Genomic DNA, 19,647 nt, shown 5'->3' with positions numbered 1-19,647 from the left:
CTAATTTAACAAATGTTTTTAGAAAATACAATTAATCATTCCAAACAAAGTGGTTGGATGGAAGTGATTTGTGGCTCTATGTTTTCCGGTAAAACCGAGGAACTTATCCGCAGATTGCGAAGAGCGGAAATGGCAGGGCAGAATGTGGAAATTTTTAAACCAAAAATGGATATACGATATTCTGAGGAGGATGTAGTATCCCATAATCAGAATAAAATCCGCAGTACCGCAGTAGAAAATCCTAATGAAATTCTTCTGTTGGCTTCCAACTGTGATGTAGTAGCCATTGATGAAGCTCAGTTTTTTGATGAAAGCATTGTTGATGTTGCCAATCAGCTTGCCAATAGCGGTATCAGAGTGGTAATTGCTGGTCTTGATATGGACTTTTTAGGTCGTCCTTTCGGACCAATGCCTAATTTGATGGCAACTGCAGAGTACGTTACAAAAGTGCATGCTATTTGCAAAAGAACAGGTAATCTTGCCAATTATTCCATGAGAACTTCCCAGGGAAATGACCTGGTAGAATTGGGAGAAACTGAAAGTTATGAGGCTGTAAGCCGCCGTGTTTTTATAGACGAAGTGCTTTCAAAAAGGAAATAAATGGGTAAAAGGCAAAATAGCTCAATGATAAAATAGCTGTTTGCATCAAACCATAAATATATTCACTTAATATAAAATGAGAAGCGAAAAAGCTCTATTGTAAAATATTAAAAAGGGAATGTGATGATATAATGGTCTTTATTCCTTTTTGCAGTTTCGCTCAAAATAAAGCAGAAAGGGTACCAATGAATTATACAGTACAACACATTGCAGAGATCACCAATGCACAGATCATTGGGGACAAAAATTTATTGATCAAAAATATAGCCTACGACAGCAGGATTATTTATTCTACCAAAAATACAGCCTTTATCGCGATCAATACCCCTAAAAATTCCGGGGAAAAATTTATTGAATCTGCTATAGACAGAGGTATCAATATCATTATTTCTGAACATCAGTATCCGGAGTTTGAAAATATAACCTGGATCATTGTTGAAAATTCCGTAGAGTTTCTTCAAAAATTAGCCCAATATCATTTCGAAAATTCTCACCTACAATCCATCGGAATTACGGGAAGTAATGGTAAAACTATTTTAAAAGAATGGTTGTATCAATGTTTATGGAATGAATTTCCTACTGTAAAAAGTCCAAAAAGCTTTAATTCTCAGATTGGTCTTCCGTTGTCTCTTCTTCAGATCAACAGCTCACATCAGCTGGGAATTTTTGAAGTGGGAATTTCAAAACCCCATGAAATGGAAAAGCTTGAAAATATTTTCCATCCTCAGATCGGATTGCTTACCCACATCGGAACGGCTCATGCTGCTAACTTTTCTTCCGAAGAAGAATTGATTGATGAAAAAATCAGACTTTTTAAAAATTCTGAAGTTGTTATTTATAATGGTGATAATTCTTTGGTTGATCAAAAAATTAAAAAATCCTATTCTGATAAAAAATTAATTTCTTACGGTTGTAAAAAAGAGAATAAGGTTTTCATCAAAAACAATATTTCCAAAGATGAAAACATTATTGTTGACTATTTTGGAGAAGAAATCAGTTTTCCTGCTCATCAGAGAGACGAAGCGACATTAACCAATGCTCTGGCGCTTATCACAGTCCTTAAGGAACTGAATATCGAAAATAAAAAGATCGTCGAAAAATCAACCTTTTAAAAGCCGTTGAAATGAGGCTTGAAGCAATAGAAGGAATTAAAGGCAATATTGTCATCAACGATTCTTTTAATCTTGACCTCGATTCTTTGAAGACCGCCCTTCAGTTTTTGAATGAATATAATAAATCTAAAAAATCTCTGGTCTTAACTGATATTGTAGGCGTAAATTCCAACGCAAAAGAATTATATGAAGAAGTTTCTGAACTGGTGAATGAGCAGCATTTTGATTCGGTCTTCTTAATCGGTGATGAAATATCAAAGTTCAGTGAATTATTTAAAACTAAAACATATACTTTCATTGATACTAAAGAGCTCATTGAAAGTAAACATCTTACTGAATTAGAAAATCAGATTATTCTGCTGAAAGGAGCCCGAAAATTTGAGATCGAAAAACTTAAAGATATTCTCGAACTCAGAAAGCATGATACCGTATTGGAAGTAAACCTTAATGCTATACTTCATAATATTAATTATCATAAATCACTGCTGAAACCCGGAACTAAAATGATGGCAATGGTAAAAGCCAATGCCTACGGTCTGGGAAGCTATGAAGTATCAGAGTTTCTGCAGCATCACCATATTGATTATCTTGGTGTAGCCTATGTCGATGAAGGAGTTGAACTTCGTAAAAAAGGGATCACCACTCCTATTATTGTGATGAATCCGGAACAGCACAGCTATCAGACGATCATAGAATATAATCTGGAACCTGAGATTTACAGTTTCAGAGTACTGGAATTATTTTATGAAGCAGTTCAGAAATCAGGATACGACAAGAAATATCCTATTCATATCAAACTCGAAACCGGAATGCACCGTCTTGGTTTTAAAGATTTTGAGCTGGATCAGTTAAGCGAAACTTTAAGCCAGAAAAACGTAAAGGTACAAAGCATGTTCAGCCATTTATCATCTTCTGATATGCCTGAAGAAAAAGAATTTACCTTGAAACAGCTGGAGGTTTTCGATAAAAATTCCAGCTATCTTACTGAAAAGTTAGGGTACACTCCTATCCGTCATATTCTGAACTCAGCAGGTATTACAAGCTATAAAGATCATCAGCATGATATGGTAAGAATTGGTATCGGAATGCTGGGAGAATCAGCAGATCCTGAAATTCAGAAGCAACTGCAGTCTGTGGTAAGTTTTAAAACCGTAATTTCACAGATATCAACTGTTGAAAACGGTGAATCTGTAGGTTACAGCAGAAGATATAAAGCAGATCATCCTACAAGAATAGCAACAATTCCGGTAGGATATGCTGATGGAATACCAAGGCTGATTGGAAATCAGGTAGGAAATGTAGGCGTTAATAAAACGCTGGCACCAATTGTCGGAAATATCTGTATGGATATGATGATGATTAATGTAGACCATATTCCCAATGTAAAAGAAGGTGATACAGTAACTGTTTTCAACGCCAAACCAAGTTTAAAAGAATTCGCAGGCTACTGCAAAACGATAACCTATGAAGTATTAACCTCCATTTCGCCCCGGGTGAAACGGATTTATATAAAAGATTAATTATGAAAAAACTCCTGATTCTGCTTTTCATATTCCCACTGTTATTGATCCATTCTCAGGTAAAAAAAGATTTGGTGATTCCGAAAAATCCAAAGATAGGGCTGTCACTCGCCGGTGGTGGTGCCAAGGGTTTTTCACATGTCGGAGTTCTTAAAGTATTAGATTCATTGGGAGTGAAGGTGGACTATATCTCCGGAACAAGTATGGGAGCCATAGTGGGCGGATTATATGCCGCCGGCTATTCCGGGAAAGAAATAGAAAAAATTGTCATGGATACAGATTTCTATTCTTTAATCATGGATCCCAAATCACGACAGGAAGCCAGCTTTTTTAATAAGTCTGTAGACAAATACCTTTTATCCATTCCGCTCAAAAACGGAAAAATTACACTTCCCTCTTCTATCAGTACGGGACAAAGAAATGTTTATCTTCTGAAAGAACTCTTTAAGAACGTTTCCAATATTGAGGACTTTTCCAAAATGCCAATTCCATTCATGTGTGTTGCAACCAATCTTGAAAGCGGCAATATGCAGATATTTGAAAAAGGAGATCTCGTACAGTCTATCATGGCAAGTTCAGCATTTCCTTCCTTAATGGATCCGGTAAAAATTGGTGACAGTATTTATATTGATGGAGCAATGACGGTAAACTATCCTTCAAAGCCTTTAAAGGATAAAGGAATCGATATCGTAATCGGGGTGGATCTTAATCAGGATCTCTCAAAAAGAGAAGATTTAAACAATATTATAGCCATTCTGAACCAGGTCATTGATTTCGGAATAAAAAAAGATACCCGAAGACAATATAAATATACAGACATCAATATCAAACCCAATCTGAAAGGAATGTCTGCCACCAGCTATGATGATAAAAAGAAAATTCTTGACAGTGGATATGTAGAAGGATTAAAATATTCTCAGGTATTAGACCAGCTGCCCAAGCGTCCGTTTGACCGTCTCAGACAGCGTATAAACCCTATTTATTCCAATGTATACAAAATAGACAGCATTTCTATTGAAGGAAGTAAAATCTATGGCAAAAACTACACGCTGGGGAAAATGGGACTTCGTCTTCCCTCTTTACAAACTTATGGAAGTATTAATAAAATGATTGATAAATTGGTTGCTACCAACAACTACAAATTTATCAATTATGATATCGTTCAGGAAAATGACGCCAATTACCTGAAGCTCTATGTGACAGAAGATGATACCCGTCATTTTCTAAAATTTGGACTCCATTATGATGAAGTCTTCAAGACCGGACTTCTTTTGAACTATTCAGCAAAGAGGCTTTTATTTAAAAATTCAAACCTCTCACTGGATGTTGTTGTAGGAGATCGTATGAGATATTACCTGAACTATTTTATTGATAACGGATATATTCCAGGATTTGGCCTCTATTCATCAGGAATGAGCTTTGATATAAAGAATGTAGATAACTATGTAGTAGACCGCTGGGAATGGATCAGAAATGAAGCTTATATACAATCTGTATGGAAGGATAAGTTTGCCATTGGGGGTGGTATCAGTCATGACTATTTTAAAGCAGAAAACAGCAATGGAGACAACAGACGTTACAGCCGTTTTTTGAATCCTTATATCTTCATAAAAACCGATACCCAAGATGATAAGGAATTTCCTTCAAAAGGGGTTTATTTTGCAGCTGAAGGAAAGGTAGTTGATCTTTTAAAATCTGAAGTTGACAAAAGAATTATTCAGATTAAAGCAGACCTTAGACTTAACATTCCACTTAGCAAGCAATTCAGTTATCGTCTGAATCTATTTGGAGGGGTTACTATCGGTGAAAATCTTCCTGCTTATTACCAATTCAGATTAGGCGGAATATTTGAACAGAATCTCATGAATTTTAAAAGCTTTGGAGGATTTTATTTCGCCCAGCTTTATACAAATAATGTAATACTGGCATCTAATGATATCCAGTTTAAATTTAATAAAAACTATTTTATCAGTGGAAACTTTACCTTTGCAAACTTATCAAACGATATCAAGTTTGAAGATGCTGTTAAAGTAAATTATAGCTCACTGGGAATAACGGCTGGTTACAAATCACCTTTCGGGCAGATCAAAGTAAACTTCAGCCACTCACTTAAAAATAACCAAAAAGGGATATTCAGTGTTATTTTAGGACACTGGTTTTAAAAAAAATGATACAATTCTTTTATGAAAACTTACCAGAGTCGGTAAGTGCAGATTACAAAAAATGGCTGGAAGATCTTATTCTTTCAGAAGGAAAAAAAACGGGAGAAATTAATTACATTTTCTGTGATGATGAATATCTTCTTAAGATCAATCAGGATTATTTGCAGCATGATTATTATACAGATATCATCACTTTTGATTATGTAAAAGGCAAGACAATAAGCGCTGAGATTTTCGTATCTTTGCAACGCATTTCTGATAACGCCTCTACCCTTTCCCGAGATTATGAAGAAGAATTAAGAAGGGTTTTAGCCCACGGAATTTTACATCTGGCAGGCTATAAAGACAAGACGGAAGAGGAAGAAAAAGAGATGCGGAGAATGGAAGATCTGTACCTTGATAAATACAGGGATTTAAAGTTTTAAATTTGAACAATCACTTAAAGTCCCATATCTAAAGTACTCTATTCTAGCAATAATATACATTTACCTAGAGTGCATTCTCCAAAAATGTTTCACGTGAAACATTGATTATAAAGATAAGGTTTAAAGCTTAAAACAAGCGAGATAAAAATGATTTCAGAAATATATGATGTGATAGTAGTAGGTGCCGGACACGCAGGTTGTGAAGCAGCAGCAGCAGCAGCCAACCTCGGTTCAAAAACACTACTTGTTACAATGAATATGCAGACCATCGGACAGATGAGTTGCAACCCGGCAATGGGCGGAATCGCAAAAGGACAGATCGTAAGAGAGATTGATGCAATGGGAGGATATTCCGGAATTGTAGCAGACAAATCTGCTATTCAATTCAAGATGCTGAATCTTTCAAAAGGTCCTGCGATGTGGTCTCCGAGAACCCAAAATGACAGAATGCTTTTTGCCGAAGAATGGCGCTTAGCATTAGAGAATACTCCCAATCTTGATTTCTTTCAGGATATGGTGAAACAACTGATTGTTGAAAATAATAAAGTAGCAGGAGTTGTTACTTCTTTAGGAATTGAGATCAGAGCAAAATCTGTAGTTCTTACTAACGGAACTTTTCTTAACGGATTAATTCACGTTGGAGATAAACAATTAGGAGGAGGAAGAATGGGTGAACCAAGAGCATTTGGGATTACAGAACAATTGGTCACTTTAGGTTTTGAAGCAGGAAGAATGAAAACCGGTACTCCACCAAGAGTAGACGGAAGAAGTTTGGACTACTCAAAAATGGAAGAACAGAAAGGAGATGAAAATCCTCAAAAATTCAGCTACCTTGATACTCCGAAATTAACAAAACAATTAAGCTGTCATATCGTATATACTAACGAAACCGTACACGATATTTTAAGAGAAGGTTTTGACAGAAGCCCAATGTTCAATGGTACCATTCAAAGTTTAGGTCCAAGATACTGTCCAAGTATTGAAGATAAAATCAATCGTTTTGCAGAAAGAAACAGACATCAGCTTTTCGTAGAACCGGAAGGATGGAAAACTGTAGAAATCTATGTAAACGGATTCAGCTCTTCTCTTCCGGAAGATGTACAGATCAAAGCCATGAAACATATTCCAGGATTTGAAAATGTAAAAGTTTTCCGTCCAGGTTACGCTATTGAATATGACTACTTCCCTCCTACCCAGCTGAAGCATACTCTGGAAACAAAATTAATTGATAATTTATATTTTGCAGGACAGATCAATGGAACAACCGGATATGAAGAAGCAGCAGGACAAGGATTAATTGCCGGTATCAATGCACACAATAAAGTTCACGAAAAAGGAGATTTTATCTTAAACAGAGATGAAGCTTATATTGGAGTATTGATTGACGATCTAATTACCAAAGGAACGGAAGAACCTTATAGAATGTTTACTTCCCGTGCAGAATACAGACTTCTTTTAAGACAGGATAATGCAGATATCAGATTGACTGAAAAAGCATACCAGTTAGGACTTGCAAAAGAAGACAGATTAAGACGTGTAGAAGCTAAAATATCTGAAAGTCAATCACTTGAAGAGTTTCTTCGCGAAACTTCTTTAAAACCTGGCGTTATCAACCCTATTCTTGAATCTATTGAGAGTAACCCTGTAGATCAGGCATACCGAGCAGCACAGTTTCTTACCAGACCTAATATAACTTTAGAAAAGTTGGATGAAATTGATTCTATTAAAGAAGTTTCTTCTCAATACAGTGACGAAGTAAGAGAACAGGCAGAGATTAATATAAAGTATAAAGGATATATTGAGAAAGAAAAAGAAAATGTAGCGAAGCTGAACCGTCTGGAAAACATTAAAATTCCGGAAGACTTTGATTATACGAAGCTAAGCAGCCTTTCTGCAGAGGCAAAACAGAAGATGTCTAACGTACGTCCGAAGACCATTGCACAAGCAGGAAGAATAAGCGGTGTCTCACCAGCCGATATAAACGTTTTACTAGTCTATTTAGGACGTTAAAAAAGAAATGTTTCACGTGAAACATTAAAAAATATAAAACAAAAATTAAGGTATTTATGAGGTTCTACCAGCCTCTGGATATCTTAATTTTTTTATCATATAAAAGATATTTACTTCAATGAAAATAAAAGATCATTTTCTTTCACAGGAAATATTTGAAATTAAAGAGACAGATACAAAAGGAGTCTTCAAAACCACTCCTATCCCATCAAATATTTCCAGATATTATGAAAGTGAAGATTACATTTCTCATCATCAGGATTCCGGAAGTCTGAAAGAAAAATTATATAAATTCCTTCAGTCTTTCAATCTTCAGTACAAAAAAAATATACTGATTGACAGAATAAAAAAAGGATCAAAAGTTCTTGATTATGGATGCGGTGCCGGGGAGTTTGTAAAATACATAGAAAATGATTTTGAAGTTTTTGGTTTTGAACCAGATTCTGATGCAAGAAAAGCAGCACTCAGTAAAATAACAAAAGCTACAATTTTAGACGATATTCATAAAATTGAAGATAAAAGCTTAGATGCTATTACACTCTGGCATGTATTTGAACATATCGAAAACCAGGATGAAATGCTTTCTATTTTTCACAGCAAATTAAAAGAAAAAGGAATTCTTGTTATCGCTGTTCCCAACCCTACTTCTTATGATGCCATACATTATAAAGAATATTGGGCAGCCTATGATGTCCCAAGACATATTTATCATTTTTCAAAAAACGGTATGGAAAATCTGATTTCCAAAAATTCAGACTGGAAAATGAGAAAGATCAAACCTTTGGTACTAGATTCCTACTACATCTCCATGTTGAGCGAAAAATACAAAAAATCACCTCTATTTTGGACAAAAGCTGTGGTCTACGGAACGATTTCGAACGTAAAAGCACTATTTTCGAACGAATTTTCAAGTTTGATATACATTATCGAAAAAAGATAGAAAATCGATTTTAGAACCATTTATGACGGTCGATTTTCAGCATTTTCTCTCTTAAAAATAAAAAACTCAGGATTTATTTCTCCTGAGTTTTCTTTTTATTATAAATTTTACAGTTAATATTCTTTTAACTTTTATCTCAAAAATCAAATTTACAATCCTCTTTCTTAATTACTTGAAATACTTCCCTACTCCATTTCATAAAGAAAGAAAAAAAGACAGTCAATTCTTATTCTCCTTCTCAATCAAAGCTTTCTTTGAAATTATTGAACAATTTTTTCAAATGTACTTTCCGAACTGGAAATTAAGCAAAAAATGAGCTTTTGAAAAGTAAATTCAAACAAAAATACCGTAAATATCTTTTTAAAATAAAAATACATATAAATACTCGGAAAAATATAGTTTCAAGATTCTAGAAGTAATTGTAGAGGTCGATTTTTAAAGATTTATTTGAAAAAAAGAAAATTCTAAATTTTCATGTAATTTTTTTAATATGTTCAAACGCAAAATAAGTTTAGCTCAAAAAAACTATACTACTAAAAATTCAACTCATATAAAATTTTAAAATTTGATTTCTACTTTGATTTCAGCTCTCATTTTTCATCATTAAAAAAATAATTTCTAATCTTCAGCAATAATATCAGGTAAAAACAAGTATAAAATTAATATAAAAATAGTTTAATTACTATAAATCAATCAAATACAACACTTTCACTAATGTGTGAAATAAATAATTCATGAATTTCCTCATAAAATTACTCTAAAACCTATAATGGTTCGCAAAATATAAAAATCAAAAATCCAATATTCATACAAAAAATTAAATTTCAAAAAAAATCGAAGATTCCTAATTCAAACCATTCGGATTAAATTTAAAAATATCATAAGTTATTCCATCAGTTTTAAGACTGCCCATAAAGGGCTCTCTTACATCTCATGAATATTCCTAATTATCATTTTATTTATTCAACCAATCTCTTCCAAAGCATATGAGTGAATAATGAAAAAAACATGCAATCAGCTCCAGGAAAAATTAAAATTTCATGGTAAAATTATAGTCATTTACCGCAAAAAAAACGGTATAAAGGAGAAATAAAACTGTAAAACTGATCAATTCAAAAGTAATATTCTGAGTATAGAATTTTTGAAAAAGCTAAGTATCTGGAAAAGAATTCAACTCCATCCTATATAACTATAAGTTATATCTAAATATTTATGAAAACTACGATCAATAAAGGATTTTTATAAAGTTCCATAAAGAAAAAAGCCTGCTAATATAATTAGCAGGCTTTGAAATATTGTGTTTTTATTTCTATTAATTGTTGATTGCAGCCACCCCTGGTAACTCAAGTCCTTCAAGACTTTCAAGCATTGCTCCACCTCCGGTAGAAACATAACTTACCTGATCTGCATATCCGAATTGCTTCACAAAAGCAACACTGTCTCCTCCTCCTACTAGAGAGAAAGCTCCAAGTCTTGTTGCTTCAGCAATGCTTTCACCTAAAGCCACTGTTCCACCAGCAAAATGAGACATTTCAAAAACTCCGATTGGTCCATTCCAAAGGATAGTCCTTGAATTTAATAAAACATCATTGAACTGATCTCTTGATTTATGACCCGCGTCAAGTCCCATCCATCCTTCAGGGATTGCATAAATATCAGCTTCTTTTCTCTCCACATCATTACTAAAGCTTTCAGCGATGATGGCATCAGAAGGAAGGTATACTTTTACTTTATGTTCTTTTGCTTTACCTAAAATCTCAAGTGCTAAAGGAAGTTTGTCTTCTTCTACAAGAGAATTACCAATTTTTCCTCCAAGAGCCTTAATAAATGTAAATGCCATACCTCCTCCAATGATCAAATTATCTATTGCAGGAAGAATATTTTCTATAATGGTAATTTTAGTTGAAACTTTAGAACCTCCCAGAATTGCCGTAATAGGTCTTTCTCCACTCTTTAATACTTTATCGATTGCCTGAAGCTCTTTAGCCATTAGTAAACCGAAATATTTAGTTGACGGAAAATACTGAGCAATTACCGCGGTAGAAGCATGAGCTCTGTGTGCTGTACCAAACGCATCATTTACATAAGCATCTCCCAACTTAGAAAGTTTCTCTGCAAAGGCAGCATCGCCTTTTTCTTCCTCATTATGAAAACGTACATTTTCCAATAACAAGATCTCCCCTGGTTTCAGTTCTGCAGCAGCCTGCTCTGCCTTCTCTCCTATACACTCATCTACAAATTTCACTTCTTTTCCTAAAACAGAAGAAACTTCGCCCACAATATGTTTAAGAGAAAACTCATCTTTCACTTCTCCCTTAGGTCTTCCCAGGTGAGTAATTAAGATGACAGAACCACCATCATTAAGGATCTTCTCCACTGTTGGTTTCACAGCAACAATTCTTGTATTGTCTGTCACCTTCAGCTGATCATCCTGCGGAACATTGAAGTCCACTCTTACCAGAGCTTTCTTATCTTTAAAATTGAAATCATTGATTGTTTTCATAAGTAGATTTATTTTTTTCAAAGTTCTATGAAACCCCTTGGCCAGATTCCGGTTTACTTTTCCGTAAATCCCGCAAAGACAATTTCCTAAATCTCATTGAATTTTCGTTTCACAAATGTAAGGTTTTAAACTTTTTCAACACTTTGATTAAAATAAAAGTTTTCAAAAACTTTCCCCGAACCCAATCATCCATTAATCAACAATTTTATCTCTTTTAAAAAAAAGAATAATGTAGTTGTTGTTGAGTGTTGTTAGTTTCGGGGATAAGTTTTAGTGTAATAATTGATAACATTCAACTTGTATTGAATTCATATTTAACTCACAATATAAATCCTTGTAAACCCGCTATTTCACATACTTATTAACAAATGTTGATAACTTTGAGATGAAACGATTATTAGTTATTTTATTATGGAAAAAGCTGGGGATAGCTGGAGAAAACATCTGGAAAGTTGTGGTAAAAATTTGCGGAAAGAATTTCTATTACGAAATAAATTGGTCTTTAAAAATAGAAAGTTGAAAAAAGTTTTCCACAGTTATTCACATACCTTTTCACAATTAACTCAGGGTTTACTAACACGAATTGTTATTATTCTTACCTTTGTAAGGAAATAGAATCTAATAAAGCTTAATAAGAGTATTATGAAAAGAAAAATTGCTATCGCAGCGGACCATGCAGGCTATGAATATAAGGAGATTGTTAAGAACTACCTTTCAGAACATTTTGAAGTTCAGGATTTTGGAACGTTTTCCACAAACAGTGTGGATTATCCGGACTTTGTACACCCTGCTGCAACCTCTGTGGAAAACGGAGAAAATGAGCTGGGAATTCTGATCTGTGGAAGCGGAAACGGGGTTCAGATCACTGCGAACAAACATCAGAAAATAAGATGTGCATTATGCTGGATGCCGGAGATTGCAACACTGGCAAGACTCCATAATGATGCCAACATGATTTCTATGCCGGCAAGATTTATATCAAAAGAACTGGCGATTGAAATTGTAGATAAATTTCTCTCAACAGACTTCGAAGGTGGAAGACACCAGAACAGAGTTGACAAAATTGCAGTTTGCTAAATATAATAAGGCTTGTAATCACATTACAAGCCTTATTTATTTTTTATTCGTACATTTGCAGTGTCCAATAGAAATTACACTCTATTATTCTCCAAAGCCTTTCTTATATTTGAAATATATTTAATAGAAGGTTTTTCTCTTTTCTTCTCCAGAATTGTATTAAATTTATACAAAACTAAAGCTCCCGTTGTAAGCGAAATTAAAAATGATTTCTGATAATTTGCGGAAAGAATCTAATGATGAAATTGAATGACCTTATACGAAGGAATGAATAAGGAAGATTTAGAAAAAGGTTTTATGTAAAATAAAACCAAAACAATGTAAAAAGAAAATTAACATGCCAAAAAAAGAAAATATATAAGTCATAAAAATGATTTAAAATTGATGGAGATCGGAAGACTGATCCTCCGATTTATGAATGCGAATTCATCCAAAATTTATAATTACAAGCAGATTGCTGACGGAATAGATTATAAAAATCCAAGACAAAGAGAACTTGTCATCCAGGCACTGCATAAACTTCAGGGATCTGAAAAGATCAAAGAAGTGGAAAAAGGAAAATATATTGTGAACCTGAAAATTGCAGGAACGCTTACCGGAATTATTGACTTCAACCAAAGTGGAAATGCTTATGTAAGTGTAGAAGGATTGGAAGATGATGTCTTCGTTCATGCCAAAAATGTGAAGGATGCCTTGCAGGGAGATAAGGTTCTTATTATAACTTATCATTATAAAGGAAAGAAACTTGAAGGCTCCGTACTTGAAGTTTTAGAACGTAACAGAACAGAATTTGTAGGAACATTTCAGAAGGTATTACATAAAGATTTTGGGTTTGTGGTTTGTGATAAAAAATCAATCAACACGGATATCTTTATTCCAAAAGGAAAATTCAGCACTGCTGAAGATGGTGATAAGGTCATTGTAAAAATGACAGAATGGAGACCAGGGGATAAAAATCCGGAAGGGGAAATTATTCAGGTATTGGGAGCTCCGGGAGAACATGAAACGGAGATCCACTCTATTCTTGCAGAATATGGTCTGCCTTATGAATTTCCATCGGAAGTAGAAGCTGATGCAGATAAAATCGACAGAAGTATTACTGATGAAGAGGTTGCAAAACGCTGGGATATGCGTAACATCTGTACATTTACGATTGACCCTAAAGATGCAAAGGACTTTGATGATGCTTTATCCATAAGAAAACTGGAAAATGGAAACTGGGAAATCGGAGTTCATATTGCAGATGTCTCTCATTATGTAGTTCCGGGAACGATTCTGGATGATGAAGCGTATCAGAGAGCAACCTCAGTATATCTTGTTGACAGGGTTGTACCGATGCTTCCGGAAGTGTTGAGTAATGATGTTTGTTCCCTTCGTCCACACGAAGATAAATATACTTTTTCAGCTGTTTTTGAACTGAATGACAATGCGGAAATTCAGAAACAGTGGTTTGGAAGAACGGTTATCCACTCAGACAGAAGGTTTACCTATGAAGAAGCTCAGGAAAGAATTGAAACCGGACAGGGAGATCTGGCCGAAGAGATTAATACGCTGGACAAACTGGCCAAAATTTTGCGTCATGAACGTATCAGAAAAGGAGCTATTACATTTGACAGAAGTGAAGTAAGATTCAATCTTGATGAAAATAATGAGCCAATTGGAGTTTACTTTAAAATCAGTAAAGATTCCAATCACCTGATCGAAGAATTCATGCTTTTAGCCAATAAAAAAGTATCTGAATATGTATCTCTGAGCAGAAAAGGAGAAATCACTAACAATACATTTATTTATAGGGTTCACGATGATCCGGATCCTGCAAAACTGGAATCTTTGAGGGATTTCGTTGCTACTTTCGGATATAAAATGGATCTGGCCAATACCAAAAAGGTGGCGGCATCTTTGAATAAGCTTCTTCATGATGTAAAAGGAAAAGGCGAAGAGAATATGATTGAAACGCTTGCAATGCGAAGTATGAGTAAAGCAGTATACTCTACAGAGCCTATTGGGCACTATGGTTTAGGTTTTGAGTATTATTCCCACTTTACCTCTCCTATCCGTCGTTATCCGGATTTGCTTGCACACCGTCTTCTTCAGCATTATCTGGACGGAGGAAAATCTCCAAACAGAGGTGATCTTGAAGAAAAGGCAAAACACTGTAGTGCAATGGAAAGACTGGCTGCAGATGCAGAAAGAGATTCTATCAAATTCATGCAGGTGAAATTCATGGAAAAACATTTGGGTGAAACTTTCAAAGGAGTTATTTCCGGAGTGGCAGAATTCGGTTTCTGGGTGGAAATTCCTGAAAACGGTGCTGAAGGTTTGATCAAACTAAGAGATCTTGTAGATGATTCATATATGTATGATGCAAAAACACATGCTGTATACGGAATAAGACACGGAAAAAAATATCAGTTGGGAGATGAAGTTCAGATCAAGGTGGTAAAAGCTAACCTGATCCAGAAACAGCTTGATTTTAAGATTGTAGAATAAACCAGCATAACTGAAATAAAAAAGAGGTCTTTAAAAAGGCCTCTTTTTTATTAATTTATTTTTTCACAAATTTGAAAGAAGACTCTCCTGAGTCTAATTTGATAAAGTAAATTCCACTGGTAAGATCCTGAATATTGATTTTTTCAGTGTTGTTATTGATAATACCTTCTTTAACAAGATTTCCTGAAGCATTATATACTTTAAAGCCTGATTTTTTAGTCAGACCAAGAACCTGAAGATAGTCCGAAGTTGGGTTTGGAGCAATTTTAAAATTATTTTCTGTAAGCTTAACACTGGATACACCCAATGCCTGATTTGTAGCTCTGATATTGTCAATATCTAATGTTGCTGTAATAGGATCTGAATCCCAGCTTGGGGCATCATTATGTAAAATTCGCATTTCCTGTACATGAGAGAACGTTGTAGAATAAGGGTTTAATCCCGATACTCTTACAACAGAAGCCTGATTTATCGGAAAAGATATTTTTTTCCAGCCTGCTCCGGGAATAACTGCTATTGGATTAGTGGTACTCCAGACTTCCTGTTGAGTGCTGGAAACACTATATCTGAATGATAATCTTAAATATATGATTTCACTCCCCGAATTTCTTACATCCATCGAGATATAAGTAATACCTGCACTGGTAAAACTTCCGGTCCACTGAGCATTATTAAAAGTCATCAGATTAAGATTTGAACCAGAGCCGTTTGAACTTACACGTAAAAAATTGTCACCTGCACCCAAAGGTCCTCCATCAAAAATATTGGCATTAGGTATGGTATTGTTTTTTGTCCAGTTTCGCGTGGTGAAATCCTGAAAGTCATCAACCTGTCCTAATGTTACCTGAGAAAAAGAAATTGCTGGAATACTTAATAAAATCGAAAGTAGAAAATGTTTCTTACGCATCATTTTTGTTTGTTTTAGTTATTAGTTAGTATGAAAATTAAAGAAGGGCAAAGATATAAAATATACTCATGGATACAATAAAGATATTTGTAATACAGTAAGTTGTAGAATGAATGAAAAAGTTTTTAAATCTTTTATTTGGATGATTTTTTTTTATTTTACAAGTTTTTGATAATGAGTCTTTATTTTAAAATGGGACTTTATTGAATAATTAAATCATAAAGTATAACTTTGTATAAAACGAAATGAATTTTTTTTCATTTTAAAACACCACTTAATGCTAGAACTTGTACTATCTGCCATCATATTAGGATTTATGCTGAGCCTGGTTTTCATAGGACCTATATTTTTCCTGTTAATTGAAACCAGCTTTTCCAGAGGCCCCAGACATGCCTTATCACTGGATCTTGGTGTTATTACGGCAGATTTATTATGTATTGTAGCAGCGTACTATGCCAGTACAGATATCGTCACTTTAATTGATAAACACCCGGGATTTTATAGGATCACTTCTATTCTTATTTTTATTTACGGAATTGTGATGCTGGTCACCAAAACCAAAATGCATATGCCTGGTGAGGAAAGGATCATTGGACAGAATTATTTTAAAACATTTTTCAATGGTTTTTTCTTTAATCTCTTAAATGTTGGTGTTATCCTTTTCTGGCTGGTAACAGTAATTTCTGTAAGGAATCAATATCCGGACACCAGCAGTTTTATTTTATACATAGGCATAGTATTGGGCACATACCTTTCAATAGATCTTGCGAAGATATTTCTTGCCAAGCAATTTCACGATAAATTAACACAAAAACTAGCCAACCAAATCAGAAGAGTTGTTGGTTGTATTCTTATTGTATTCAGTTTCTTTATCTTCCTGCAAAGTTTCAAGAAGTTCAACCAGTTTGAAAGACAGCTGGAAGAAGCAGAGAAGAAAGAAGTAAAATATCAAAAAACAAAATGAAAAAAATGATCTTTCCTAAGTCTCTTAAAAAAGGAGACAAAATAGCTGTTATTTCCCCTGCAGGATCGGTAGATGCCTCTCAACTGGAAAAGGGAATAGAAATGATTAAAAGTAGAGGTTTTGAACCCATTCTCGGGGAGCATCTTTACACCAAATTTTCAAACGGATACAATTATGCCGGAACAGAAAAGGAAAGAATAAAAGATATCAACTGGGCTTTAAATGATACAGAAGTTAAAGCTGTTTGGGCTTCCAGAGGAGGCTATGGCTGCCAGCATCTGATTCAGCATCTGAAATTGAAAAACTTTACTGAAAACCCGAAATGGTACATTGGCTACTCTGATAATACGGTAATTCAAAGTTATCTGTTGAAAAAAGGTTTTGCCTCCATTCACGGACAAACGATTAAAACTTCGAGTTTTGGAGTTACTGAGGAAAGCTATGACCTGATTTTTGATATCTTAAAAGGGAAAAAGCCAAAATATAGCCTTGAATCTCATCAATTCAATAAAGAAGGGAATATTGAAGGAGAATTGATTGGAGGGAATTTAGCCCTTGTTTATGCCCTTTTAGGCACCAAATATTCATTCGACTTTAAAGATAAAATCTTGTTTATTGAAGATATCGGAGAAAACTTTTATGCGCTTGACCGTATGATTATGACGCTGGAGCTGGCCGGAGTATTCAATAAAATCAAAGGACTCATCGTTGGCGGTATGACCAATATGGGAGATGAAAAGGAGAATAAAAGCTATGAAGAAAGCTTTGATGAATTTGCCTATAAACTGATCTCGGATAGAATTTCAAAGTATAAATTTCCTGTGATATTCGGTTTCCCCAATGGACATATTAAGGACAATAGGCCGCTATTAATAGGTGGAAATGTTAAAGTGAAGGTTGGTACTAAGGTCAAAGTAGAGTTTTAAATATCACCACTCTCCTATCTCCAAACTCTTAAACATACAATATGGCTCATCATAACGATTTTGGAAAAATAGCAGAGAATCTTGCTGCTGATTATCTTCAGAAAAAGGGGTACAAAATCCTGGTCAGAAACTTCCGTTTTCAGAAAGCGGAGATTGATATTATTGCTGAAAAAGATAATGAGATTATTATTATCGAAGTGAAGGCAAGATCTACTGATGTCTTTATGCTGCCCCATGAAGCCGTAACCAAAACGAAGATAAAATCTATTGTCTCGGCTGCCAATCATTATCTGGAAGAATTTAATAAAAATAATGAGGTAAGATTTGATATTATCTCTGTTCTCCCCGATGAAAACAAAAATTTAATTATTGATCATATCACAGATGCTTTTCAGGCATTTGATGCAAATTAGTAACTCAAAATAACAATGTATGAAGGTCATACAATCTTGCTATTGGTAAAGCATTCCATTCATACATTTAATAAACAATTTTATGAAGACAATATTCATCACCGGAGCTACTTCCGGTATAGGAAAAGCCACTGCAGAACTTCTTGCAAAACAAGGGAACCGAATTATTATCTGTGGAAGAAGAAGTGAAGTGCTGGAATCTGTAAAAACAGAGCTTTCACAATTTACCGAAATATTTAGTTTAATGTTTGATGTAAGAAATCTTGAAGAAGTTGAAACAGCGGTTAATTCCCTTCCTGAAAACTGGAAAGATATTGATGTTCTGATTAATAATGCAGGGAACGCTCATGGATTAGATCCTCTGTCGGCTGGTAAAACAGATGACTGGGATTCTATGATTGACGGCAATGTAAAGGGATTGCTCTATGTTTCTAAAATGATCATCCCAATTATGAAAACTAAAAATTTAGGTCATATTGTAAACATCAGTTCTGTAGCAGCGAGACAAACTTATGCAAATGGAGTAGTGTACTGTGCAACAAAGAAAGCAGTAGACGTGATTTCTGAGGGAATGAGATTAGAACTTACTGAATTTGGGATCAAAGTAACAAACATCCAGCCGGGTGCTGTAGAAACTGATTTCTCTCTGATAAGATTCAAAGGAGATAGTGAGAAAGCTTCAACCGTATATGCGGGCTATGATGCTCTGAAAGCTGAAGACATTGCCGATGCAATTGCCTATTGTGTGAACGCTCCGAAGCATGTTACGGTTTCAGATATGACCATCTATCCAAGTGCTCAGGCAGAACCGAGAACGATTTATAGAAAATAGTCCAAAATAATGGAGTAAATTTGCGGAATATTAAAAGCGATTTTGCTCTTGCAATGTTGCAGCTTAGCTTAAAATAAAAAAATGAAAATTCTATATCTGGAAACATCGTCCAAAAACTGTTCAGTAGCTGTATCAGACAATGAGAAGCTCCTATGTCTTTGTGAAGAGGTTTCTGAAAACTATAAACAGTCTGAAAGTCTTCATACCTATGTTGAGTGGGCATTGGAAGGAGCGGGGATTTCACTTAAAGATATTGAAGCTGTTGCCTTAGGTAAAGGCCCGGGATCTTATACCGGTTTAAGAATTGGTGCTGCTTCTGCAAAAGGATTTTGCTATGGGCTCAAAGTTCCTCTGCTAGCTGTAAATTCTCTTGAAAGCATGATAGAGCCGTTTTTAGGCGATAACTACGATTTGGTTGTGCCTTTGGTTGATGCAAGGAGAATGGAGGTTTATACGGCCGTTTATGATGGTAATACAGGGGAGGAATTATCTGAGACCGAAGCTAAGATTTTAGATGAAGCTTCTTTTGAAGAATTAAAAGATAAAAAAGTATTGTTTGTAGGGGATGGTGCTAAAAAAGCAAAAGAAATACTGAATCTTCCGAATGCTGTTTTTAAAGAGGATGTTTATCCTTCCGCACAATATCTCATCAGGAAAACACTGGCAAAAATAGAAAACAAGGAATTTGAAGATATGGCTTATTTCGAGCCTTTTTATCTCAAAGATTTCCATGGAGTAAAGAAAAAGAAAAGCGAAGAGTAATCTT

The 19,647-nt window shown here is 34.7% G+C and carries 14 protein-coding genes and 1 pseudogene; 13 read left to right on the top strand and 2 right to left on the bottom strand.

Annotation, left to right across the window (positions count from 1 at the left end; translation table 11 throughout):
* The first annotated feature begins 12 nt into the window (after positions 1-12).
* The 6 genes and pseudogenes from ACWPWS_RS21550 (at position 13) to ACWPWS_RS21525 (ending at position 8,769) form a co-directional block, all read left to right on the top strand.
* Positions 13-600, top strand: coding sequence for a thymidine kinase (locus tag ACWPWS_RS21550; RefSeq protein WP_209786519.1), 588 nt, complete (start codon positions 13-15; stop codon positions 598-600).
* Between the two features lie 185 nt (positions 601-785).
* Positions 786-3,232: pseudogene (locus ACWPWS_RS21545) on the top strand (bifunctional UDP-N-acetylmuramoyl-tripeptide:D-alanyl-D-alanine ligase/alanine racemase).
* 2 nt (positions 3,233-3,234) lie between these two features.
* On the top strand, positions 3,235-5,394 hold the full coding sequence (locus ACWPWS_RS21540; RefSeq protein ID WP_105682924.1) for a patatin-like phospholipase family protein: 2,160 nt from the start codon (positions 3,235-3,237) through the stop codon (positions 5,392-5,394).
* A 5-nt stretch (positions 5,395-5,399) separates the two neighbouring features.
* On the top strand, positions 5,400-5,819 hold the full coding sequence (ybeY, locus tag ACWPWS_RS21535) for an rRNA maturation RNase YbeY (RefSeq protein WP_454047859.1): 420 nt from the start codon (positions 5,400-5,402) through the stop codon (positions 5,817-5,819).
* Between the two features lie 147 nt (positions 5,820-5,966).
* Positions 5,967-7,829 (top strand): tRNA uridine-5-carboxymethylaminomethyl(34) synthesis enzyme MnmG, encoded by a 1,863-nt coding sequence (gene mnmG / locus ACWPWS_RS21530; RefSeq protein WP_454047858.1) that lies wholly within the window; start codon positions 5,967-5,969, stop codon positions 7,827-7,829.
* A 118-nt stretch (positions 7,830-7,947) separates the two neighbouring features.
* The gene (locus tag ACWPWS_RS21525; protein WP_454047857.1) at positions 7,948-8,769 is read left to right on the top strand and encodes a class I SAM-dependent methyltransferase; all 822 of its coding nucleotides are present in this window, start codon (positions 7,948-7,950) and stop codon (positions 8,767-8,769) included.
* A 1,312-nt stretch (positions 8,770-10,081) separates the two neighbouring features.
* On the opposite strand, the gene ACWPWS_RS21520 is transcribed toward ACWPWS_RS21525, so the two are convergent.
* The gene (locus ACWPWS_RS21520; protein ID WP_454047856.1) at positions 10,082-11,272 is read right to left on the bottom strand and encodes a phosphoglycerate kinase; all 1,191 of its coding nucleotides are present in this window, start codon (positions 11,270-11,272) and stop codon (positions 10,082-10,084) included.
* A 642-nt stretch (positions 11,273-11,914) separates the two neighbouring features.
* Here ACWPWS_RS21520 and rpiB point away from each other — a divergent pair.
* Together rpiB and rnr are read left to right on the top strand one after the other, a co-directional pair.
* Entirely contained in the window at positions 11,915-12,349 is a 435-nt protein-coding gene (gene rpiB, locus ACWPWS_RS21515; RefSeq protein WP_454047855.1) for a ribose 5-phosphate isomerase B, read from the top strand.
* Between the two features lie 384 nt (positions 12,350-12,733).
* Entirely contained in the window at positions 12,734-14,839 is a 2,106-nt protein-coding gene (gene rnr, locus ACWPWS_RS21510) for a ribonuclease R (RefSeq protein WP_454047854.1), read from the top strand.
* A 55-nt stretch (positions 14,840-14,894) separates the two neighbouring features.
* On the opposite strand, the gene ACWPWS_RS21505 is transcribed toward rnr, so the two are convergent.
* Entirely contained in the window at positions 14,895-15,749 is an 855-nt protein-coding gene (locus tag ACWPWS_RS21505) for a T9SS type A sorting domain-containing protein (RefSeq protein ID WP_454047853.1), read from the bottom strand.
* Positions 15,750-16,023: 274 nt separating this feature from the next.
* On the opposite strand from ACWPWS_RS21505, the gene ACWPWS_RS21500 reads away from it, so the two are divergent.
* The 5 genes from ACWPWS_RS21500 (at position 16,024) to tsaB (ending at position 19,643) form a co-directional block, all read left to right on the top strand.
* Positions 16,024-16,710, top strand: a complete 687-nt coding sequence (locus ACWPWS_RS21500; RefSeq protein ID WP_209786526.1) for a LysE family translocator — start codon at positions 16,024-16,026, stop codon at positions 16,708-16,710.
* Positions 16,707-17,636, top strand: coding sequence for a S66 peptidase family protein (locus tag ACWPWS_RS21495; RefSeq protein WP_454047852.1), 930 nt, complete (start codon positions 16,707-16,709; stop codon positions 17,634-17,636). Before ACWPWS_RS21500 ends, ACWPWS_RS21495 begins: the two co-directional genes overlap by 4 nt.
* Before the next feature lie 41 nt (positions 17,637-17,677).
* On the top strand, positions 17,678-18,049 hold the full coding sequence (locus tag ACWPWS_RS21490) for a YraN family protein (RefSeq protein WP_209786528.1): 372 nt from the start codon (positions 17,678-17,680) through the stop codon (positions 18,047-18,049).
* 82 nt (positions 18,050-18,131) lie between these two features.
* Positions 18,132-18,881 (top strand): SDR family NAD(P)-dependent oxidoreductase, encoded by a 750-nt coding sequence (locus ACWPWS_RS21485; RefSeq protein ID WP_209786529.1) that lies wholly within the window; start codon positions 18,132-18,134, stop codon positions 18,879-18,881.
* 81 nt (positions 18,882-18,962) lie between these two features.
* Entirely contained in the window at positions 18,963-19,643 is a 681-nt protein-coding gene (gene tsaB, locus ACWPWS_RS21480; RefSeq protein WP_454047851.1) for a tRNA (adenosine(37)-N6)-threonylcarbamoyltransferase complex dimerization subunit type 1 TsaB, read from the top strand.
* Positions 19,644-19,647 lie beyond the last annotated feature (4 nt).

It is taken from the genome of Chryseobacterium sp. Marseille-Q8038, from assembly GCF_965111995.1.
Note: the sequence above shows the minus strand (reverse complement) of the source record. Positions and strands in the feature narration are given on the sequence as shown.